At 52.2% G+C, this 22,647-nt stretch carries 19 protein-coding genes; 14 read left to right on the forward strand and 5 right to left on the reverse strand.

What is annotated here, in order from left to right; genetic code table 11:
- Positions 1-68 precede the first annotated feature (68 nt).
- Both arsC and HMPREF3052_RS03910 read left to right on the forward strand, forming a co-directional pair.
- A complete protein-coding gene (arsC, locus tag HMPREF3052_RS03905; protein ID WP_070748654.1) occupies positions 69-428 on the forward strand; it encodes an arsenate reductase (glutaredoxin) in 360 nt (119 codons plus the stop codon).
- Between the two features lie 25 nt (positions 429-453).
- Complete coding sequence (locus HMPREF3052_RS03910) at positions 454-1,110, forward strand: YdcF family protein (RefSeq protein ID WP_049328768.1); 657 nt, start codon at positions 454-456, stop codon at positions 1,108-1,110.
- A gap of 70 nt (positions 1,111-1,180) precedes the next feature.
- On the opposite strand, the gene HMPREF3052_RS03915 is transcribed toward HMPREF3052_RS03910, so the two are convergent.
- A complete protein-coding gene (locus tag HMPREF3052_RS03915) occupies positions 1,181-1,438 on the reverse strand; it encodes a hypothetical protein (RefSeq protein WP_070748656.1) in 258 nt (85 codons plus the stop codon).
- A gap of 118 nt (positions 1,439-1,556) precedes the next feature.
- Positions 1,557-2,651 (reverse strand): ABC transporter substrate-binding protein, encoded by a 1,095-nt coding sequence (locus HMPREF3052_RS03920; RefSeq protein WP_070748657.1) that lies wholly within the window; start codon positions 2,649-2,651, stop codon positions 1,557-1,559.
- A 163-nt stretch (positions 2,652-2,814) separates the two neighbouring features.
- Here HMPREF3052_RS03920 and gltX point away from each other — a divergent pair, with 163 nt between their 5' ends.
- Complete coding sequence (gene gltX, locus HMPREF3052_RS03925; protein WP_070606479.1) at positions 2,815-4,209, forward strand: glutamate--tRNA ligase; 1,395 nt, start codon at positions 2,815-2,817, stop codon at positions 4,207-4,209.
- An 80-nt stretch (positions 4,210-4,289) separates the two neighbouring features.
- Here gltX and HMPREF3052_RS03930 read toward each other — a convergent pair whose 3' ends face one another.
- Positions 4,290-5,246, reverse strand: a complete 957-nt coding sequence (locus HMPREF3052_RS03930) for a DUF2167 domain-containing protein (RefSeq protein ID WP_070748659.1) — start codon at positions 5,244-5,246, stop codon at positions 4,290-4,292.
- A gap of 445 nt (positions 5,247-5,691) precedes the next feature.
- Here HMPREF3052_RS03930 and HMPREF3052_RS03935 point away from each other — a divergent pair, with 445 nt between their 5' ends.
- The 9 genes from HMPREF3052_RS03935 (at position 5,692) to HMPREF3052_RS11575 (ending at position 12,536) form a co-directional block, all read left to right on the forward strand.
- Complete coding sequence (locus tag HMPREF3052_RS03935; RefSeq protein WP_003686752.1) at positions 5,692-6,030, forward strand: hypothetical protein; 339 nt, start codon at positions 5,692-5,694, stop codon at positions 6,028-6,030.
- Positions 6,031-6,089: 59 nt separating this feature from the next.
- Positions 6,090-6,425 (forward strand): zinc ribbon domain-containing protein YjdM, encoded by a 336-nt coding sequence (locus HMPREF3052_RS03940; RefSeq protein WP_070748661.1) that lies wholly within the window; start codon positions 6,090-6,092, stop codon positions 6,423-6,425.
- A 216-nt stretch (positions 6,426-6,641) separates the two neighbouring features.
- Positions 6,642-8,951: a DNA helicase RecQ gene (gene recQ, locus HMPREF3052_RS03945; protein WP_070748663.1), complete on the forward strand. Its 2,310-nt coding sequence runs from the start codon at positions 6,642-6,644 to the stop codon at positions 8,949-8,951.
- Positions 8,952-9,174: 223 nt separating this feature from the next.
- Positions 9,175-9,624 (forward strand): HvfX family Cu-binding RiPP maturation protein, encoded by a 450-nt coding sequence (locus HMPREF3052_RS03950; protein WP_049328761.1) that lies wholly within the window; start codon positions 9,175-9,177, stop codon positions 9,622-9,624.
- Positions 9,625-9,707: 83 nt separating this feature from the next.
- Positions 9,708-10,025, forward strand: a complete 318-nt coding sequence (locus tag HMPREF3052_RS03955; protein WP_003686668.1) for an HvfA family oxazolone/thioamide-modified RiPP metallophore — start codon at positions 9,708-9,710, stop codon at positions 10,023-10,025.
- An 86-nt stretch (positions 10,026-10,111) separates the two neighbouring features.
- Entirely contained in the window at positions 10,112-10,954 is an 843-nt protein-coding gene (locus HMPREF3052_RS03960; protein WP_070748665.1) for an HvfB family MNIO-type RiPP peptide maturase, read from the forward strand.
- Positions 10,944-11,630 (forward strand): HvfC family RiPP maturation protein, encoded by a 687-nt coding sequence (locus HMPREF3052_RS03965; protein WP_070748667.1) that lies wholly within the window; start codon positions 10,944-10,946, stop codon positions 11,628-11,630. The genes HMPREF3052_RS03960 and HMPREF3052_RS03965 overlap by 11 nt, the downstream gene beginning before the upstream one ends.
- A gap of 141 nt (positions 11,631-11,771) precedes the next feature.
- Positions 11,772-12,350 (forward strand): sigma-70 family RNA polymerase sigma factor, encoded by a 579-nt coding sequence (locus HMPREF3052_RS03970; RefSeq protein ID WP_063068580.1) that lies wholly within the window; start codon positions 11,772-11,774, stop codon positions 12,348-12,350.
- Between the two features lie 12 nt (positions 12,351-12,362).
- On the forward strand, positions 12,363-12,536 hold the full coding sequence (locus HMPREF3052_RS11575; RefSeq protein ID WP_049323681.1) for an anti-sigma factor family protein: 174 nt from the start codon (positions 12,363-12,365) through the stop codon (positions 12,534-12,536).
- Positions 12,537-12,773: 237 nt separating this feature from the next.
- Here HMPREF3052_RS11575 and HMPREF3052_RS03975 read toward each other — a convergent pair whose 3' ends face one another.
- Complete coding sequence (locus HMPREF3052_RS03975) at positions 12,774-16,922, reverse strand: translocation/assembly module TamB domain-containing protein (RefSeq protein WP_070748669.1); 4,149 nt, start codon at positions 16,920-16,922, stop codon at positions 12,774-12,776.
- A gap of 80 nt (positions 16,923-17,002) precedes the next feature.
- On the reverse strand, positions 17,003-18,844 hold the full coding sequence (locus HMPREF3052_RS03980; protein ID WP_070748671.1) for an autotransporter assembly complex protein TamA: 1,842 nt from the start codon (positions 18,842-18,844) through the stop codon (positions 17,003-17,005).
- A gap of 448 nt (positions 18,845-19,292) precedes the next feature.
- Here HMPREF3052_RS03980 and sstT point away from each other — a divergent pair, with 448 nt between their 5' ends.
- On the forward strand, positions 19,293-20,516 hold the full coding sequence (sstT, locus tag HMPREF3052_RS03985) for a serine/threonine transporter SstT (protein ID WP_070748673.1): 1,224 nt from the start codon (positions 19,293-19,295) through the stop codon (positions 20,514-20,516).
- A 227-nt stretch (positions 20,517-20,743) separates the two neighbouring features.
- The gene (locus tag HMPREF3052_RS03990) at positions 20,744-22,600 is read left to right on the forward strand and encodes an ABC transporter ATP-binding protein (protein ID WP_070748675.1); all 1,857 of its coding nucleotides are present in this window, start codon (positions 20,744-20,746) and stop codon (positions 22,598-22,600) included.
- Positions 22,601-22,647: the final 47 nt, after the last annotated feature.

The raw sequence follows: 22,647 nt of genomic DNA on the forward strand, positions 1-22,647 counted from the left end.
GTAAAAATCAGTTGCAGACGATAATAACCGCCATCATTGAATGATTTTGCAATAATACGGAGACTTTCATGCCGTCTGAATTCACACTTTATCACAACCCGCGTTGCAGCAAATCGCGTGCCGCGCTGGCTTTGCTCGAAGAAAAAGGCGTTGCCGCCGATGTAGTCAAATATCTGGATACCGCGCCTGATTTGGCGACTTTGCAGGATATGTTTGCCAAACTCAGCATCAAATCGGTGCGCGGCATGATGCGCACGAAAGACGATTTGTACAAAGAATTGGGTTTGGACAATCCCGATTTGGACAATGCCGCCCTGCTTCAGGCAATCGCCGAACACCCTGCCCTGCTCGAGCGTCCCGTTTTGGTCACGCCTACGCGCGCAGCCATCGGCCGTCCGTTGGAAAACATTGCCGCCCTACTCGGCTGATGGGGTTGGATAAGGCCGTCTGAAGATGATTTCCCTGCTTAAAAGCCGCAATGGCCTGCGATACTACCTGTTTCGCGGCCTTGCTTTGAGCGTTTTGCTGGTGTGCGGTATTTTTTTGACCGGCACATGGCAGATTTACCGGACAGGTTTGCAAACCTTGCCGAAGGACGCTCATGCCGATGCGGCGGTGGTGTTGGGTGCGGCGGCGTGGGACAGACGCCCGTCGCCGGTATTCCGTGAGCGCATCAACCACGCCATCACGCTCTACCAAAGCCATCGGGTCGGCAAAATCATTTTCACCGGCGGTACGCCCAAAAAAGGATTTATGACCGAAGCCGAAGTAGGGCGCAGATACGCGCTCAAGCAGGGCATACCGGCGCACAATATCCTGTTTGAAAACACGTCGCGCAACACTTACGAAAACCTGCGTAATATCGTCCCCATCATGCACGCCAACGGAGTCGGCAGCATTATCGTTGTCAGCGACCCGTATCATTTGGCGCGCGCCGAAGAAATGGCCGCCGATTTGGGCTTGTCAGACGCACAGTTCTCCGCCACCCCGACCACGCGCTTTGACGAGCGCAGCAAGAAAGCCAAGTTTCTGATGCAGGAGAGCTATTCTTTGTTTCTCTACCGTATCGGCAAATGGAGCGATGCGGTTTGGAATTGGATAGGTGGTTGAGCCTTCGGTAATCCATGTAAAAGGCCGTCTGAATCCTTTTAGGTTTCAGACGGTCTAAATGTATGCTTACTTATTGATATTGATTTGCAGCTATACTGCCAAAAATGACTACAGCCAGCACCAGATAAATTGCCATTACGATGGCAAACAGAATCAAGGCAGCCTTGAAATAATTGGCTTTATTCGGATTGGTGTTTGAGCTAAATGCCCACACAAGCATCATAACTATATTGACCAGCGGAATCATCATAATCAAGTTTGTTAGCAACCATTCTTTGACGCTTACAACAGGAGCCTGCTGATGGCCGATTTGGTTTTGTCCGTTCATACGTACCCAGTAATTTTGTTGAAAGAACAGTAATTATACTCATTAAATCTTTATCGGCATAGCATGCTCAGGCCGTCTGAATCTTCAGACGGCCTGAACCTAATGATTTTTGCAGCCGCTATTTCAATTGGATGTAAAACGTACCGTCCGGCACGACGGGCAGGTATTTGCGGTAGAAGTCCAGATAGGTCTTGTTTGGGTCTATGTCGGCAAACTGCTGCGGATACAGGGTTTTGGCGATAAATTGCGCGCTGGCCAAATCGGCGAGCGAGCGGGAGGCGGTGTGGTAGATGCCGTAAACGCGTTTGTTTTTGACGGCAGGAATGTCTGCCCAGCCTTTGCGTTTGACAAATCCGGCCAGTCGGCGTTGCGCATCGGCCTGGCTGATGCCTATGCCCATCGCCATAATGTCAGGCTTGTCTTTATGGCCGTTTTCCGTCCCCGAAATGACGATGACGTCGGGTTTGGCCGTCAGGAATTTTTCAGGGTTTATCGGTCCCCAGTTTTTAACGTAAGGCGCGGCGATATTGTTGCCGCCTGCTGTGTCGGCAATCGCGCCCCACATATCTTTGCCGAAGGTGTAGCTGTATTCGGACGGGCCTTTGTCGCCGAACTCGATATAGATTTTCGGTTTGGACTGCTTGGCGCGTGCGACGCGTTTTTTGATGTCGGCAATGCCTCGGGCGTATTCGGCGGCAATTTTTTGGGCGCGCGCCTGCGTACCGTTGAGTTCGCCGAAAATTTCCGCACTGCGCGTGTGCCGCGCGACGGTTTCGGCGTTGAAATCGACCACGACGACGGGTATGCCTGCCGCTTCAATGCGCGGCAGGTGGGTGGCGACGGCCTTATACTGCCAGTCGGCCAGAATCAATACGTCCGGCTTGAGCGCGAGCGTTTTCTCCAGTGAAAACGTGCCGGTGTTGATGTTGCCGATGTCCGCAATGTTTTGCAGCGTAGGCAGCTTCTGTTTGAACATCGCCCAGCTGCCGGGATTGAATTTCTCCCAAAACTCACGCGAAATGCCGATGACGTTTTTAAATTTGTCCGCGCCCGTTACCGCGATATAGTCGGGATAGTAAAACGCCAAAACCGCGCGTTTGACAGGGACATCGACTTTGACTTCGCGTCCCAATACATCTTTGATAGTTTTGATTTCGGCTTGGGCAAAAAGGGGCAGGAGGGCGAGGGCGGCAAATAAAGCGCGTTTGTTCATGAGCGGATCCTTTAAAAGAAATAATTATCATTATATTTGATTTGTTTTCAGGAGAAAAGTCCCAGACGGTCCTTCTGCGCCGACATTATTTTCAGACGGCCTTACATTGTTTAAACCACGCCGAAAAAGTAAAATACCTGTTTTCAAAGACTTTGGAGCCATCATGACCGTCAAAACCCGTTTCGCCCCCAGCCCCACCGGCTACCTGCACATCGGCGGCGTACGCACCGCCCTGTTCTCATGGGCGTTTGCCCGCCATCATAAAGGCGAATTCTTATTGCGTATCGAAGACACCGACTTGGCGCGCTCTACTGCCGAATCCGTCAACATTATCCTCGACGGCATGAAATGGGTCGGCCTGAACTACGACAACGCCGACAACGTCGTTTACCAAACCCGCCGTTTCGACCGCTACAAAGAAGTCATTGCCGAACTTTTAGAAAAAGGCCATGCCTACTACTGCTATTGCAGCAAAGAAGAGCTGGAAGCCATGCGCGAGAAAGCTGAAAAAGAAGGCACGGCGACTTACGACCGCCGCTGGCGTCCGGAAGAAGGCAAAACCCTGCCCGAAATCCCTGCCGACGTGCAACCCGTTGTCCGCTTCAAAACGCCTTTGGACGGCGTCACCAAATGGACGGACTTGGTCAAAGGCGAAATCTCTATTCCCAACGAAGCGCTTGACGACCTGATTATCGCCCGCGCCGACGGCACACCGACTTACAACTTCTGCGTTGTCGTGGACGATTACGACATGGGCGTTACCCACGTTATCCGCGGCGACGACCATGTGAATAATACCCCGAAACAAATCAACATCTTAAAAGCCATCGGCGCAAACCTGCCCGAATACGGCCACCTGCCGATGATTCTTAACGAACAAGGCAAAAAAATCTCCAAACGCAGCGGCGATACCGTTGCCATTACCGATTTCGGCGCAATGGGCATCCTGCCCGAAGCCATGCTCAACTATCTGGCACGCTTGGGCTGGGCGCACGGCGACGACGAATTTTTCACGATGGAACAATTCATCGAATGGTTTGATTTGAAAGACGTTTCCCCATCCCCAAGCCGCATGGATTTGAAGAAACTCTACTGGATTAACGGCGAACACATCAAAATCACCGCCAACGAAAAACTGGCCGAAATGGTGAAACCGCGCCTCGCCCTGCGCGATATCCATGAAACAAGCAAGCCTGCTTTGGAAGATGTGTTGGCATTGGTTAAAGACCGCGCCCAAGACCTGAACACACTTGCCGACGAGTGTCTCTACTTCTACGTTAAACAAACCCCTGCCGAAGCTGACGTGCAGAAACACTGGGATGACGAAGCCGCCGCCCGTATGCTGCGCTTTGCCGAACGCCTCGAAGGTTTGGAAGACTGGACCGCCGAAGCCATCCATGACCTGTTCAAACCTTTCTGCGACGAAGAAGGCATCAAAATGGGCAAACTCGGTATGCCTTTGCGCCTCGCTGTCTGCGGTACGGCAAAAACCCCAAGCGTCGATGCCGTATTGGCTTTAATCGGCAAAGAAGAAGTGTTGAAACGGATTCGTTCGTAAGGCATGAATGATAAAAGGCCGTCTGAAAACTAGGGATACCAAGTTTTCAGACGGCCTTTTTTATTTTGAACAGGATTTATTTATTCTTCTTCGTTCGGTTTGTTTTTATCTTTTTTGCGCCACAGGCCTTTAAACAATGCGCCTGCTGCAACAGCACCGAAAATAATCAGTTTGCCGAATTTAGCCAGTAATGCGCCGGTCAAAGCTAATAATCCCAGTTTTTTTGCAGCGATACCGCCAACCAAGGCAGCCAGTCCGTATTCGGCCACTTTGTCGGTTGCGGCATTGAAATCGCTGTAGCGCTTGCCTTCATTGAATTCGATATTGCCCAACAATTCTTGCACAATAGGTTTGTATTGATCTATGCTTTTCAAATCGGTGATCATAGTCAATTCAATATAGCCTTCGCGTCCCAGCTGGAAAGTATTGTAGTTGATGGCAGGATTGGGATCGGGTTCGTTTTTATTCAGAACGTCAATCGACCAAATCAGACGATGGGTCTTTGCATCATATTGCGGTTTTTCCACCCAGCCGCGTGTTTCCAATTCCGGCAGGTTGCGGGAGGCACGCTCTTTGTTTTGTTCCTCGGTGCCTTCTTTCAGCTGCTCGAGCATGGCTTCAACATCCCATTCTTTGGCATCATCGTCTTTGATGTAGCCAGAATCGGTAAAGGTCAGGTCTACTATCCAATTGGTGTCACTGTCCTCGTTTTCCGACTCGGGGAGAATCAGGCCGTAGCGGTTGGGATCTGTGGCGTTGCCTGCTTCCCTCATCATGGCGTTGGCGCGATTTTTTTTCACAAAGACCATTTTTGCAGGCAGTTTCAGTTTGGCCTGATTGCCCAAATCAACGGTTGCCGGGCCTTGGACGATTTGGTCGTCAACGTAGTTTGCGATAGAGTCTGAGGCTTGTTGCGTCTCTTGTTCGGATGCCTCGACGGCAGAAGCGGCATCAGCTTTGGCTGCAGAAGCCGGTAGGGTTTGGATAGATAGTAGGGCTGCCAAAACGGCATAGGCGAGACGGTTGCTTTTCATCATAGGGTTCTCATGGAAGAAGAATTAAAAAAGATGCAGACAGCCGCAACACCATATGCTCCGGCATGACCAAAGGGTAAATTTTACAATAAATAAATCATATTTACATATTTAAATATGACTGTAATTTAAAAAATACAGGAAAGCTTTTTGACGAGAGGCTGAGCGATCGTTGTGAAATTCAAAAAGGCCGTCTGAAATGTTTCAGACGGCCTTTTCTAATAAAACCAGAAAAAAATGGAATAAGGCGGAGAATATGAGAAAATAATAGCGACCTGCCTGCCACAACAGTTGATTGAATTAACTTTTATCGGCAGCCTGAATGTCCGGATTGGATAAAATAAACCATCAAGAACAAAGACCAACAAGCATATTTATGTAAACTTGGCGGCTGAAAAATCGGCTCTGCGCTTTACTTTACGAATCAAACAACTTTAAAGGAAAACTCATGAAAAAAACCTTACTTGCCCTGATGATGTTATCTGCCGCCGCGGCGTATGCCGGTGAGGCGGAAGACCGTTTGTTGTCCGTCCAATCGGTTTACCGTGCCGCTTTGCATGAGCAAAACAGCAACGACAGCAAAATCATTTCCCTGCAAAGCGATTTGGAAAGTGCGCAGCGCCGTTTGCAGGCAGCGCAATCTGATATTGACCGTTTGAAAGGCGAAATTCAAACGGCCTTGGCTCAGAAAGAGCAGCAAAATGCCAAGTTGCAACAGGCCGGCCAGATGTTGGACGCGGCTTGGAATGCCGTTTACGGTGCAGGCGGCAGCAAGGCGAAGCAATAATTTAGACATTGTATTATTTGAGTTTTACGCTTCTTTTATCATATTTATAAGGAAACCTCATGTCCCTACCTCCCTGCCCGAAATGCCACTCCGAATACACTTACGAAGACGGCGCTCAATACGTTTGCCCTGAGTGCGCCCATGAGTGGAACGAGGCCGATGCTGCGGCTGCAAGCGATGATGCTTTGGAAGCCAAAGATGCCAACGGCGCGGTATTGCAAGATGGTGATACGGTTGTCTTGATTAAAGATCTGAAAGTCAAAGGCAGCTCTATGGTCATCAAGCAAGGCACCAAAGTCAAAGGCATCCGCCTGCAAGAGGGCGACCACAATATCGGTTGTAAAATCGATGGCAGCGCGATGAACTTGAAATCTGAGTTTGTCAAAAAAGCCTAAAGATTTTATTTTTGAAAGGCCGTCTGAAATCCGAAGATTAGGATTCAGACGGCCTTTATACATTTCATTCAAAATAAAACAAATCTTTATTTAAAATTAAATAAATTTGATAGATTTGAATTTGAGGTCGTCTGAAAAAGCAGCGGCAAAATGTTCCGCACATACGCGGGTGTAAAACCGTTAAAATAACGCTTTCCCCTATTCTACGGAACCATTATGCCTCAGCCGACCGCCAAACAGATTTTGCACGAAGTATTCGGTTATCCCGAATTTCGTGGCAAGCAGGAGGCTATTGTCAATGCTTTGGTCGACGGCGAGAGTTTGATGGTGCTGATGCCGACGGGCGGGGGCAAGTCTTTGTGTTACCAGATTCCGGCGCTGATGCGAGAAGGCGTGGCGGTTGTCGTATCGCCGCTGATTGCGCTGATGAACGACCAAGTGGCCAGTCTGCATGTGGCCGGGATTGAAGCGGCGGCAGTCAACAGCAGCACATCGGCAGATGAGGCGCGCGAGATTGCCGACAAGCTTGCCCAAGGCCGTCTGAAACTGCTTTATGTCGCTCCGGAGCGCTTGGTTACCGACCGCTTTTTGCGTTTTCTCGACCAACAAACCGTCAGCCTGTTTGCCATTGATGAGGCGCATTGCGTCAGCCAATGGGGACACGATTTCCGCCCTGAATATCAACAACTCGGCATGCTTGCCGAACGCTATCCGAACATCCCACGCATCGCCCTGACCGCTACCGCCGATGCAGCCACGCGCACCGACATCAAGCATTATCTGCACTTGGACAGTACGTCCGAATTTATCTCCAGCTTTGACCGTCCAAATATTTATTATCAGGTTATCGAAAAAAATAATGGCAAAAAACAATTACTAGATTTTATCCGCAAGCAGATGCATGGGCAAAGCGGCATTGTGTATTGTCTGAGCCGTAAAAAAGTCGAGGATGTGGCGCAGTTTTTGTGTGAAAACGGCTTGGAGGCGATTCCGTATCATGCCGGTTTGAGCATGGACGTGCGCGAGGAAAACCAACGCCGCTTTACGCATGAAGACAATATTATCGTAGTGGCGACCGTGGCGTTCGGCATGGGCATAGACAAACCGGATGTGCGCTTTGTCGCCCATCTCGATATGCCCCAGAGTGTCGAACATTTCTATCAGGAATCGGGGCGTGCCGGCCGGGACGGACTGCCTGCCGTGAGCTGGCTGTGTTACGGCTTGAACGATTGGGTGTTGCTGCGCGAACGGATTGCCGAAGGCAACAGCGACGAGGTGCAAAAGCAAATCGAAATGCAAAAACTCGATGCCATGCTTTCCGTCTGCGAAACCGCCGCCTGCCGCCGCGTACTGCTGCTTAAACATTTTGGCGAAGAATCCGAACCCTGCGGCCATTGCGACAACTGCCTGCATCCGCCCGTGCGGTTTGACGGTACGGTGTTGGTGCAAAAATTACTCAGCTGCGTGTACCGCTCCGGACAACGTTTTGCCGCCGGTTACATCACCAACCTTTTGCGCGGTAAAAGCGATGATTGGATACAGCGCAACGGCCATGACAAACTCTCCACATTCGGCATCGGCAGCGAACAGACCGACAAGGAATGGCGCAGTGTCATCCGCCAGTGCATCAGCCTGGGCTATCTCACTGTCAACGTCGAACAGCATCAAGCCCTGCAGCTGACCGAAGCGGCCAAACAAGTCCTCAAGGGCGAAACCGAAGTCATGCTGCGTCCCCTGCGCCGTGAAAAAACGGCCACCCAAAAGCCGAAAGACGATTGGTTGCGTACCGAGCGCGAAGAGCGTTTGTGGCAGGCATTACGCCAATGGCGGCAACAACGCGCCCGGGCAGAGGAAGTGCCGGCCTATGTGGTTTGCGGCGACAAAACCCTGCGCGATATTGTCGAAAAAATGCCCCGAAGTTTGGAAGATTTACATCAAATCTACGGCTTGGGCGAGGCGAAAATCAATAAATTCGGTTTGGAGATACTCGACGTTTGCGAAACGGCCGAAGCCGGTACGGTTTCTACAGAAAATATACAAGTTATCCATAGCTTGGGCGAGCGCGAAAAGGCCTTAAAACAAGCTTTGGAAACTTGGCGCGAGCAGCAGGCAAGTGCCGATCAAGTAACGCTGGGTACGGTATTCTCCAACGAAAGCATGGACGACTTGCTGACCAATACGCCTGCCGAACCCATCGACCTTTTAGGCGTGTATAAACTAGGCGAAAAACGTATCGAACAATACGGCGAGGGCATTTTAAACATCTGCCGTCCGTTTTCAGACGGCCTGAGCGAAGAGGATAAACGCAAACGCCGCTTGATGCGCCGTCTGCTTCAGTGGAACATCGATACTGCCCGCCATGAAGGCCTTGAAGCCTATCAGATATGCAGCAAAGTCACCTTGCGCGCGATTGCCGCCCGACGGCCGCAGGATTTGGCGGAGCTGGCGGAAATCCACGGCATGAGTGTGGAGAAAACTGATAAATACGGTGCGGAAATTGTCGAATTGTGCAAACAAGCGGATTAATTGACCGCGATTATCATCAAAGGCCGTCTGAAACCCAATCAAGCATGGCGTTTCAGACGGCCTTTTTGAATTTTTAATCTTTATAAAACAATAAATAAGAAAATAACTTTATTTGTTTTGTCAGTTTTTTAAAGCTGCCGCGTCTAAACAGGCATGAAATATGGGATGGTGCCGATTGATTTTTCGTCCCAGCCCATTCGACACACATCGATAAGGAAAATAAATGAACACCTCATCCAACCCCTCTTGGCAGGCTGCTTTCGGCTTGTTGACGCTCAGGCTTTTTGCCGCGTATGAATTTCTTGAGTCCGGCCTGGAAAAATGGAATGGGGAAAACTGGTTTGCAGATATCAACAGTCAATTTCCCTTTCCGTTCAATTTGTTGCCGGATACGGTCAACTGGAATTTGGCCATGTGGGCGGAACTGGTTTTGCCTGCGCTGCTCATCGTCGGCTTGGCAACGCGGCTGTCCGCGCTGGGATTGATGGTCGTAACGGCTGTCGCATGGTCTGCGGTGCATGCCGGCTTGGGGTACAATGTGTGCGACAACGGTTATAAAATGGCACTGATTTATTTGGTGGTTTTATTTCCTGTCCTATTGCAGGGCGCAGGCCGTCTGTCTTTGGATGGCCTGCTGAAGAAACGCTGTTGTCGTATCAAACATTTTCTTTAATGATTCACGGTCGCGGGCCGACTTTAAATGCCCGATATTATCCCTTGATTTATTTAAACCCATATTTTTAAAAGGAAGTTAAAATGAAAAAAAATGTAGCTGCTGCTCTGGCCGGTGCACTGTCCCTGTCTCTGGCTGCCGGCGTTGTTGCCGCTGATAAACCGTTAAGCAGCAAAGCAGGTGTTCAAAAATCTGCTCAAGGCTCTTGCGGTGCGGTTAAAGCCGGTGAAGGTTCATGCGGTGCAAGCGCTGTTTCTAAAGCAAGCGAAGGCAAATGTGGCGAAGGCAAATGCGGTTCAACCGTGGAAAAAACTCACGCTAAAAAAGGCAAAGCATCTAAAGCCAAAGCTGCCAAAGTAGTAGAAGGCAAATGCGGCGAAGGTAAATGCGGTTCTAAATAATCCTGCAATATACCTTTAACAAAGTCGCATTTTATAAACGAAAATGCGACTTTGTCGTTCATACGGCACCATAACAGGACATCACCATGATTCAACATGCAGGCTTGGGCTACCGCCGCGACTTGGCGGAAGACTTCCTCTCGCTTTCAGACGACAGCCCGATACGCTTTATCGAAGCCGCCCCCGAAAACTGGCTGAAAATGGGCGGCAGGGCGCGCAAACAGTTTGACCGCGTGGCAGAACGGCTGCCGCTGGCGTTGCACGGATTATCCATGTCGTTGGGCGGACAAGCCCCGCTGGATACCGACTTGATAGACGGCATCAAAGAAATGATGCGCCGTTATGACTGCACGTTTTTCTCCGACCATTTGAGCTACTGCCACGACGGCGGTCATCTCTACGACCTGTTGCCGCTGCCCTTCACCGAAGAAATGGTGCGGCATACCGCGCGGCGTATCCGTGAAGTGCAAGACCGGTTGGGCTGCCGCATTGCCGTAGAAAACACTTCCTACTACCTGCATTCCCCGCTTGCCAAAATGAACGAAGTCGAGTTTCTCAACGCCGTTGCCCGCGAAGCCGACTGCGGCATTCATCTCGATGTGAATAATATCTACGTCAACGCCGTTAACCACGGACTGTTGTCGCCCGAAGCCTTTTTGGAAAACGTTGACGCAGAGCGCGTGTGCTACATCCACATCGCCGGACACGATGTCGAAACGCCCGAATTATTGATTGATACCCATGGCGCGGCAGTTTTGCCGACCGTTTGGGACTTGCTCGAACTGGCCTATGCCAAGTTGCCGACGATTCCGCCCACCCTGTTAGAACGCGATTTCAATTTTCCGCCTTTTGCCGAACTCGAAGCCGAAGTCGCCAAAATCGCCGACTATCAAATGCGTGCCGGAAAGGAATACCGCCGTGCAGCCTGAAACCTCCGCCCAATACCAACACCGCTTTGCCCAAGCCATACGCGAAGGCAAAGCCGCAGACGGACTGCCGCAAGAGCGCTTGAACGTCTATATCCGCCTGATACGCAACAATATTCACAGCTTTATCGACCGTTGTTATACCGAAACGCTGCAATACTTTGACAGCGAAGAATGGGGTCGTCTGAAAGAAGGTTTCGTCCGCGACGTGCGCGCCCAAACGCCCTATTTTCAAGAAATCCCCGGCGAGTTCCTCCAATATTGCCAAAGCCTGCCGCTTTCAGACGACCTCTTGGCATTGATGGACTTTGAACACACCCAGCTGCTCGCCGAAACCGCTCAAACCGACAGCCAAACAACCCACGCCGATTCAGACGATTTAGCTTACACCCTTTCTCCCGCCGCCTTTGTGCGCCGTTATCAGTATGATGTGACCGATGAATTGCAGGAGGCGGAAACTGCTGTTTTGGTGTGGCGCGATAAGGAAGACGACGTGATGTACCAAACGCTTGATGGATTCGGTGCATTATTGCTGGAAACACTGGCAGAATCGCCCACTTCCCTAAACGGCCTGCAAACCATGCTGGCAGAGTTCATGCCGTCTGAAAATGTTTGGCAGGACGCATTAAAGCAAAAATGGACGGATTGGCGGGAACAGGGCATTTTGGTTGCGGCATAAATCAAGGCCGTCTGAAACGGGGCAGTCGGTTTTGGCGAAACAAAAAAACTACTGAAATCGTTTATAGATTCAATCGCATGCTCTTTCCGTATCAGCGTAAAATCAGAAGCATATTGATCATTCATTTCATACTGATACATTATGGCCCTACCCGAACTGACCGATGCCGAGCTTGCCGAATCCCGCAAACTGCTGCTGCGCTTTGCCCATATCCAGCTGCCCGACCGCCCCGATTTGGCGGAAGACCTCGTACAGGAAACCATGCTTTCTGCCTACCGTGCGGCCGAGGGTTTCAAAGGCGACGCCCAAGTGAGCAGCTGGTTGTTTGCAATCTTAAAAAACAAAATCACCGACTGCCTGCGCCAAATCGGGCGGCAACGCCAAGTTTTCGTCACGCGCGACGAAGAAGCCTTAGATGAAGCCTTTGAAGGACATTTTGCCGCCGACGGGCATTGGACGGACGAAGGACAGCCTCAGGGTTGGGACTCGCCCGAAGCCAGTTTGAACAATAAAGAATTCTATCAAGTTTTGCAGACCTGCCTCTACCATCTGCCGGAAAACACCGCCCGCGTGTTTACCATGAAAGAAATTCTCGGCTTTTCAAGTGATGAAATCCGCGAACAATGCGGCATCAGCCATGCCAACTACCACACCATCATGCACCGCGCGCGCGAAACCTTGCGCCAGTGTCTGCAAATCAAATGGTTCTCCCATGCCTGACAGGAAAACGTCATGAAAAAATGCCGCAAAATAACCGATCTGATTTCCAAACAGCAAGACCAAGTGCGCCTCAGTCTTTTTAACCGCATTGCCCTTGCTGTGCACCTGTCGCTCTGCCCCCGTTGCCGCGAATATAAGAAACAGCTCGAATTAATCAGCAACGCCATGCACAAGATGTTTCGATGATTCAAAAAAGCCGTCTGAAACCTACCCCTGTCAGTTTCAGACGGCCTTTTTGTATCTGCTTTATGTATCGCTAATCTTGAATAAGACATGTTTTGCAGCTTACTTTTTTAGCAGTATTTGTTTTCAAACTTGCGCCGTTGGCCTTTGTTTTTGGAGGCATGGCTTAAGATTTTGATAAGGTAGAACAAGATAAAGGCCGTCTGAAAGATAAATTTCAGACGGCCTTTTTCACGGCTCTTATTGTTGCTCTTCCGGCTCTGATTCGTCTTTGCCGAACAGGTTGTCAAAGCGGATGGTGTATTTCAACTCGCCGCCGGAGGAGCGCGTGCCGATGCGGGCAACGGCTTGGATGGCGCGGGTCAGTTGGTACACGAGTTTGACGGATTGTTCGGCGCTGGAGATGCCGTATTCGTAACCTACGTAGAGGTTGTTGGTGAGCTGTTTGCCGACGGTCAAGACTTGTTCGGCGGGGTTGAGCTCGCCGGTTTGGGCGTTGCGGCTGCGTTTGCTGGTGAAGCCCAAATCATCGACAAGGCCGATGCGGTCGTTGATTTGGCCGGCAAGCAGCGCGCTGGCGGCCGCAGAGAGCGTGGCGTTGTCGCCGTCGCTGCCGCTGCTGGCACGGTTGAGGATGAGCCAGGAGAGTTTGTCTTTTTCACTCATGGCTTCTTTGGCAACCAAGGTCACGCGCGGATTGTTAAGGCTGCCGAGAACTTCGACACCTGCACCGACCGGGGAGAGACGGCGTTCGGCACGGATGTTGAGGTTCGGATCGGTCAGCGGGCCGACGAAGGAAACCGCGCCTTTGGTGATTTCGAGGTCTTGGCCGTAGGCTTTGTAGCGGCCTTTGACAACGCGCACGGTACCGACGCCTTGGACGGTTTCGCCCGGGCGGGAAGTGAGGGTCAGTTTGCCACCGATGGTAACGTCTGCGCCGTAGCCGACAAAACGGACATTGTCGTTGATGTTCAAGACAAGGTTCATATTAATCGGCGTGGTGGCCGTTGCTTCTTTTGGGGTTTCGCCCAGTACGACCACGTCGTCATCGAGGGTCGGCATGGAGGATTTTTGCGAACCAAATCTGCCGTAGTCGGTGTTGAGGGTGCCGTTGAGCGATACGCCTTTTTCCGGATTGTAGAGGACTTTGGCCGCGCCGGAGAGCTGCAGTCGGCGGTTTGGACGCGAGAGGGTGCGGTATTTGTCGAAGACGATGTCCACGTCAACATCGGGATTGGCGTTGGCAAGGTTGACCGCGCCTTTGAGCTCAATCGTGCCGCCACGGTGGAATTTGAGGCTGTCGATCACCCATTTTTGACCCTGCAGGCGTGAACGCAATACGCCGTTGTCCAGAATCAGGCCTTGGGTTTGATGGCGGTAATAGAGGTTGTCGCCGTTAATCAGGCCGCTCAGTTGCGGATCGTTCAGACGGCCTGCCAAGTTGACGGCGGCGTTCAGACGGCCTTTGAGGGTTTGGCCGACGGGCAGGAAGTTGCGGAAGACTTCGAGGTTGGCGACGTTCAGGTTAAGCTTGCCGCTCAGAGGGGCGGTATCGAAGCTGGTGCCTTGACCGATGTTAACGGTACCGTTGGCACGGCCGTAATTGGTTTGGAGGTCGAGGTTGCTGTTGACGGTGGGCGAACCGAGTCGGCCGCCGATGGTGGCGGTCGCGTTCAGACGGCCTACAATGCCTTGGGCTGTCGCCGGCATAAAGGATTTGAGCGAGCCCAAATCGGGAACGCTGATATTGACTTTGCCGCTGACGGGGGCGTTGTTGATGTTGTTGCCGAACTGCTGGGCGATGCCGAGCGTGCCGTCAACTTTGCCGAAACGGGTGTTGCCTTCCAGCGTGCTGTCGATGCGGCCGTTTTGGAAACGGGTGCGCAGGGCGAGCGCGGAAAGTCCCAAAGGCTGTTTGTTTTTCGGGTCTTTGCCCGGCAGGATGATGTCGCCGCTTTGACGGTTGATGTTGAGGAAGCCGCGCGCGTTTTGACTGTACGCCAAATCCCAGTCGCCGCCCAAGACGAGGTTGTGTTCGATGGGCGGAGTGTAGAAGTTGTGCAATTCGGTAATGTGCAGATTTTGTGCGCTGCCTTTACTGGTAATGCCGGCTTTCTTGTCCCAAACGAAATTTTGTAGGTTGAGGTTGCCGCCCATGGCCGCCCAGCGTGCGCTGCTGAGGGAAACGCGTTCGCTGCCGGCTTCGAGGTTGAGGCGGTTTTGCAGTTTGAGGTTGAACGCGCCGTTGATGTCGAGCGTGTCAACCGTGCCTTTCCATTGGGTTTGGTCTTTGTTAAGGCCGCCGGTGGCATCGAGGTCGAGCTTGTAGCGTTTGCTGTCCACCGCCATGCTGCTGTTGCCGCGGATGTGGTGGCGCGAGCCTATGCCGCTGATGAGCAGATTGACGTTGTCGATCATGGCCGCGCCGCCGGAGACGGCGATGTGTTCGCCTTTAATATCGGCACTCAACGGACGGTTGGTATCGGGCGAACCTTTAAGCTTGAAGTCGAGGGTGCGGATGTTGACGGTATCGGCGACTTTGAAGTTACGCGCTTCGCCGTTCAAATCGGCTTCAAGGGTTTTGAGGCCGTCTGAAAAGCTGCCGGAGATGTAACCGCGCGCGTTGAGCAGGCCGCCCAAGCCGAAGCCGAAACGCGACAAATCGGGGGCGGTAATATTGAGATTGAGGCGGTCACCTTTTTTACCGAAGCTGCCGTTGGTTTTGATGATGTTGCTGCCGAGGGTCAGATCGGTCAGGGCGCGCGCGAGGTGTTTGTTTTCATAGGCGACGTCGGCTTTGCCGCTAAGCGGAACGCCGTTGAGCGTACTCGGTGTAAACTGCATTTTGCCGGCGAATTTCTCTTGCGCCAGTATGCCGGTCAAGTTGATGTTGCCGTTGACGCTGCCTTGCGGAAGCTGCGGATCGATACGCGCAGGGTTGAAGGCTTTGCTGACGATGTCCAGTTGCAGTTTGCGGTCTTTGAAGAGTTCGAGCGAACCGTTGGCGTTGAGTTCGCCGCCGTTTTGCGGAACCAGGCGGACTTTGTCGAGCTTGAGCGTGCGCTGGCCGAGCTGTTTGTCGGTTTGGAAAAACAGCATGCCGTCTGTACGTGCAAATCCGCTGTCGAGATTCCAGTTAACGACAGGGGAGGAGGTTTCGCCTTTGACGTCGATACTGCCGTTCAGACGGCCTGCGATGTTTTGACGGACAAAGTCGTCTGCGCCGGTATTGTTGATGCCCAGTGCGAGTTTGAGCTGGTCTTGGGCGGTATCGATTGAGCCGGATACATCGATGCTGCCGTCTTTGAGCAGATCGACGCCGATGTCTTCAATCATGACCGTGCCTTTGTCGTCGACGATGAATTCGCCGAGGATGCGTTTGACAGGGATATAATTTTCATCGGCAAAACCGGCTTGGTCGTTTTCCAAGTCAATCGAGCCTTCCAACGCAACGCCGTTGGTAAACGACGGAATGGTGGTGGCGTCGAAATTCAGGCGCGCTTTGGGCAGGCTGGGCAGGAAGGCCTGCGGATTGATGTTGGAACCTTTAATCAGGATTTCGCCGACGGTTTCATTGAGGCTGTCGGCGAATGGATGAATAGTGGATTTGGCCGACAAATGAACGTTGTCGCTATCGAGCAGCAAGTCGGTGGATACGTCTTGCAGGCTGCCCCACAGGCGCACCGTGCCATGTAGGGTTTCGCCCTCAAGCTGGCCTTTGGTGTAGATGGCGGTATTGAGGACGTAGGGTTTGTTCAAGCCGATCACCACCGCGCCTGTCGAGCTGCTCCATGGCGTATCGGCGGTTTTGATGTGGAGGCGGTGTTCTTTTTTGTCGTAATGATAGGCTGCGTGCAGATGGTCGAGATAGACGGTCTGCTTGTCAAAACGCTTGCCCACGCTGATTTTGCCGGTTTCCAAACGGTCGAGATAGGCGGTAACAGGCAGGTCTATGCTGTCGGGCAGGCCTTTTGATGGCTCTTCTTCTTTGGGCGGCGTGCGTTTGGTCACGATGGCGATGTCGCCGGCCACGACTTCGGTGATGTGCAAGGACGGACGGATCAGTTCGGACGGTTTCCAATCAAAGCGGAAGCTGCTGATTTTGATGTCTGCACCTTCTGTTTCAATCAACCATTTGTCGCCTTCAAAACCTTCAATCAGCGTGCCTTTCAGCGTGTCCGAGGAGATCTTGACGCCGAACCATGACGGGATTTTGTACAAACCGAAACGCAAACCCGATTCCGTACCGACCAGCCAGCCGATTGCGCCGGCGGAAACGGTCAATACGCCCAAGGCAGACAGGACAAAGCTGCGCAACAGGCGTTTTTTGCGCTTTGGCGGGGCGGGCTGTTGTTCAGACGGCGTGGAAGTGTTTGCAGTATCGGTCATGATATTTTTCTGTTTGTCTGTTTTTCAGACGGCCTGAAATGGCTGAGGCCGTCTGAAAGAATGGATGGTGAGTATGTTTTTTAAAACCTTGTGCCCAAGCTGATGTGCCAGCGGATTTTCTTGTCGTGATGGCCGTAGGCAATGTCGAAGGAGAACGGCGCAACCGGGCTGAACCAGCGCACGCCCAAGCCGGTACCGTGTTTTAAGGTCATGTGTTTGAAGTTGCTTGCCGCATCGCCGACATCGTGGAAGATGGCGCCGGAGAAGCTTTTGGTAACCGGGAATTGATATTCGAGGCTACCGACCACCAAGGCGCGTTGCGGCAGGACGGAGCCGTTGGGGCCCGCCAAGCCGATGCTGTCGAGTTCGTAACCGCGTACGGAAGTTGCGCCGCCGGTGCGGAACATTAGGCTGGACGGTACTTCTTCGCCTTCGCGGGCATAAACGTAGCCTGCCTGTCCGCGTACGATGAATGTACCGAGTTTTTTATTTTCAGGTGTGAAGAAATAGCCTGCGCGTGCTGTAGCGCGTGCCATTTGGGTGGAGGAGAGGAATTTGCCCAAAGTTGCCCCGATTTTGCCGTCGAGGTAGTAGCCGTTTTGAGGGTGCAGCTCGGTTTCGATGCTTTGCCGTTTCCATGAGGCGGTCAGCATGGTGGCATGGCTTCGGCCCAAATCGTAGCTGGCGTCGGGGACTTTGCGGTCTTCGGTAATGAATTCGAGGCCGAAGCGGGCGTCGATATTGTTGCGGTCACGGACATACCAAATACCGCTGGTCAGGGCGCGTTTTTCAAGGTTTTGCGTGGTCGAGCGGTTGTAGGAAACGTTGCTGGTCCAGTAGTTGCCGCGGTTGTTGCGCGGTTGGCTGATACCGGCGGCCAGCGTGGTTTCGTATTTGTCCATGTCCCAAACGATGGAACCGATGTAACCTTTGTTAAAGAGGTTGTAATAGTCATAGGCGATGCGGCCGCCGATTCCGTATTCGGAGTCGTAGCGGATACCGGTTTCCAGTTTGTGGCGTTTGACTTCGGTCACGTTGATTTTGACGGGAACGCGGTCGCCTTGCAGTTGATCAAAATCGGCCTGTACGGACGCGCCGGAATAGTGGCCGTTTTGCTCGAGCGCCTGTTGCAGGTCGAGGATTTTGTCCAAGTCGTAAGGCGAACCGGGGTGGAAACGCGTCATGCCGGAAACCACGCTCTCAGGGTAGCGGCGCGTGCCGGTGATTTGGAAATCGCCAAAGTAAATGGGGCGGTTGCTCTCCACAATGACGTTCAAGTCGGCTTTTTGGGTATTGGGATTGATGGTGGCTTGGGTGGTGGTGAGTTTCGCCAACGGATATTTTTTACGTGTGACCGCACTGAGGACGGAGGTTTTACTCGCACTCCAGCCGTCTTGGTCGAAGTTTTCGCCAACGGGCTGTTGCCAGTTTTCCATCGCATTTTGGTAGTACTCGGCCAAGTTGTCGTCATTCAATATGTCGCCGAGGATGGCCACGCTGACGTTGTCGACTTTGGTGCGCGGGCCGGGGGTAACGTTGACGGTATAGCTCTCGCCGTGGTCTTGAATATTGACGTTACTGTTGAAGTAGCCTTTGGTCCGGAGCATGGTTTTGACATTGTCGGGTGCCTCTTCGGCGAGGAAGCCGACCTGCTCTTTGTCCAGCTCTTCGTCCTGCTGCTGGGTAATCAGCGGCAGGTATTCTTCAAGCATTTCTTTGACTTCGCTGTCTTGAGTGTCGATTTTGACGGGGAATTTGGGCTTGAGTTTGCCTGTTTGGTCATCTTTGGGCTGCTTGGGCATTTCGGATTCGGGAACAGCTTCGTAGTCTTCCGCTTTGGGAACGGAAGTATCTACTGCCAACGCGTGTCCGTAGGCGAGCGCCAATGATGCAAATAAAACAGGGTAGGTCAGTTTGGTCATGATGTGTGTTCGACAGCAACAATTCTTCAGTTTGGGGATTTTAACATTATTTCTGCAAGCTTTCAGGCTATGGATATAAACGGAAATTTAGCGCGATAACGTTGCAAAATGCGACTTAAGGGCGGATTTTGGTTTGTTTATATCTGATTGTAATAGTTATGTTTTGTGTTTTGACTGATAAAGTTGCCTTTGTATTCGGCCTTATGGCGCAGATTTCAGGCCGTCTGAAAGCAAGATACAGAGGGATAAGGCAACGGTATGGGCATACTTTAAAGTAGGGTTTGAGCGGATTCGCTCATATTTTTGGAATAAAGTGCCAACTTTGTCATAAATGCTAAACTTTAATGCTGTTTTCGTGAGGTGTGCATGAAAACCTCGCCGACAAATGATTTTTTATTTTAGAATGTAAGACTTTTTTAACATATCTTTAAATTGTGAAGGAACGGATATGGCAAGTGGCAATCCGATTTTGAACGCGCTCAATCGCGTCAGCCTGGTGGCGCAAATCGCCATCGGCTTGGTTTTAGGTATTATTGTGGGTGCAGTTTCGCCGCAAGTCGGTATCAGCGCAGGACTGCTGGGCAGCCTGTTTGTCGGTGCGCTTAAGGCTATCGCGCCGATTTTGGTATTTGTTTTGGTGACTGCCGCTATTGCGCAACACCAAAAAGGCAATCAGGCCCACATCAAACCGATTTTAATTTTGTATATTTTCGGTACGTTTGCCGCGGCTGTGGTGGCAGTTGTCGCCAGTATGGCATTCCCGACCACGCTGATTCTGCGTGCGGCCGGCGATGTATCCGTTGCGCCGCCTTCCGGCATTGTCGAAGTGCTGAAAACGCTGCTGATGAATTTGGTGGCCAACCCGATTAACGCGCTGGCCAATGCTAACTATATCGGCATTTTGGCTTGGGCTTTGGTATTGGGTGCGGCTTTGCGCCATCACGGCTCGGATACGACCCGCCAAGTAGCGGCTGATTTGGCCGATACCGTTTCGACTGTTGTGAAATGGATTATCCGTTTTGCGCCGCTGGGTATTTTCGGCTTGGTGTCCTCTACCATTGCGGAAACCGGTTTTGAAGCACTTGCCGGTTATATGCAGCTGTTGGCCGTATTACTCGGCTGTATGCTGTTTATTGCTTTGGTGGTCAACCCGATTATTGTGTGGTCGCAAATCCGCCGAAATCCTTTCCCGCTGGTGTTTACCTGCCTGCGCGAAAGTGGCGTTTATGCCTTCTTTACCCGTTCTTCCGCCGCCAATATCCCTGTGAACATGGCATTGGCGAAAAAACTGGGTTTGCACGAAGACACTTACTCCATCTCCATTCCATTGGGTGCAACCATCAATATGGCCGGTGCGGCAATCACCATTACTGTTTTGGCGATGGCTGCGGCGCACACGCAAGGCATTACGGTTGACTTCGCCACTGCCCTGCTGCTGAGCCTGGTGGCAACTGTCAGCGCGTGCGGTGCATCCGGTGTGGCCGGTGGCTCGTTACTGCTGATTCCTTTGGCGTGCAGCCTGTTTGGTATCGATAACGATGTGGCCATGCAGGTGGTTGCCGTCGGTTTCATCATCGGCGTGATTCAAGACTCTGCAGAAACTGCGTTAAACTCTTCCACCGACGTCTTGTTTACTGCCGCTGCCGATTTGGGCCGTCAACGTAAAGAGTGATTTTTAAGGGTAACCTAAATCCAGCAAAGGCCGTCTGAAAAGTTTCAGACGGCCTTTGTTTTATGTAAAGCAAAGGGATTTTTAGATGGTCAAGCCGATAGATTGGTTTGATCGGACTGACGGTATCCGCTGTCATCAGTTGGATTTTTCCCGTAAAATACAGTCTTGAATGTATTTGAACACTTCTTTTCAGACGGCCTGACCGTCTTATCACATTTGCAAAAACAATGATTAAAAAAATATTCTCATGGTTCGAGTCCCGCATCGACCCCTATCCCGAAGCCGCCCCGAAAACGCCTGAAAAAGGGCTGTGGCGGTTTGTCTGGAGCAATATCGAAGGCTTGCGCAAATGGATTGCCGTATTGGCGGTGTTTACCGCCGGTATCGGCATCATGGAAGCCCTGCTGTTTCAATTTATGGGCAAAGTCGTGGACTGGCTCGGCAAATACACGCCCGCGACCCTGTTTGCTGAAAAAGGCTGGGCGTTGACGGCGATGGCGGGGATGATGGTGTTTTTCGCCCTCTGGACCTTCCTCGCGTCCAATGTGCGTCTGCAAACCCTGCAAGGCGTGTTCCCGATGCGCCTGCGCTGGAATTTCCACCGCCTGATGCTGGGGCAGAGCCTCGGTTTCTATCAGGACGAATTTGCCGGCCGCGTGTCCGCCAAAGTCATGCAGACCGCGCTGGCGATGCGCGACGTGGTGATGACGGTTGCCGACATGGTTGTTTATGTGCTGGTGTATTTCATTACTTCCGGCGTGATTCTGATTTCGTTCGACAGCTGGTTGCTGTTGCCCTTTATCGGTTGGATTATCGGCTTCGCCTTAGTGATGCGCTTCCTGATTCCCAAGCTCGGGAAAACCGCCGCGCGTCAGGCGGATGCGCGCTCACTGATGACCGGCCGCATTACCGACGCCTATTCCAACATCACCACCGTCAAACTCTTCTCCCACGGCGCGCGCGAAGCGGCCTACGCCAAGCAGTCGATGGAAGAATTTATGGTTACGGTACACGCCCAAATGCGTTTGGCGACGCTTCTGCACACATGCAGCTTCATCGTCAACAGCTCGCTGACCGCCGGCACGACCGCGCTGGGCATCTGGCTTTGGTATCACGGACAAGTCGGCGTCGGCGCAGTTGCCACCGCCACCGCCATGGCGTTGCGCGTCAACGGCCTGTCGCAATACATCATGTGGGAATCCGCCCGATTGTTTGAAAACATCGGCACCGTCGGCGACGGCATGGCAACCCTGTCCAAACCACAAACCATCCTCGACAAACCGAAAGCCCTGCCGCTGAAAGTGTCGCAAGGCGAAATCAAATTCGAACACGTCGATTTCTCCTACGAAGCAGGCAAACCGCTGCTCAACGGCTTCAACCTCACCATCCGCCCGGGCGAAAAAGTCGGCTTGATCGGACGCAGCGGCGCGGGCAAATCCACCATCGTCAACCTGCTTTTGCGCTTCTACGAACCGCAAAGCGGCACAATTTCGATTGACGGGCAAAACGTGGACAGCGTTACCCAAGAAAGCCTGCGAGCCCAAATCGGTTTGGTGACGCAAGATACTTCCCTGCTGCACCGCTCCGTCCGCGACAACATTATCTACGGCCGTCCCGATGCAACCGAAGCCGAGATGATTTCCGCCGCGGAACGCGCCGAGGCCGCCGGTTTTATTCCTAACTTGAGCGATGCCAAAGGCCGACGCGGCTATGATGCGCATGTCGGTGAACGCGGTGTGAAACTTTCCGGCGGCCAGCGCCAACGCATCGCCATCGCCCGTGTTATGCTCAAAGATGCGCCGATTCTGTTGCTTGACGAAGCCACCAGTGCGCTCGACTCCGAAGTTGAAGCCGCCATCCAAGAAAGCCTCGACAAAATGATGGAAGGCAAAACCGTGATTGCCATCGCCCACCGCCTCTCCACCATCGCCGCGATGGACCGTCTCATCGTCTTGGATAAGGGCCGCATCATCGAAGAAGGCAGCCACGCCGAACTCCTTGAAAAACAAGGTCTCTACGCCAAACTTTGGGCACACCAAAGTGGCGGCTTCTTGAGTGAGCATGTCGAGTGGGAAAACAATTAAACGCTTTGAAAGAAGATAAAAGGCCGTCTGAAAACATTTTCAGACGG

This window comes from Neisseria sp. HMSC056A03 (assembly GCF_001815685.1).
In the GTDB taxonomy this organism is placed as follows: Bacteria; Pseudomonadota; Gammaproteobacteria; order Burkholderiales; family Neisseriaceae; genus Neisseria; species Neisseria subflava.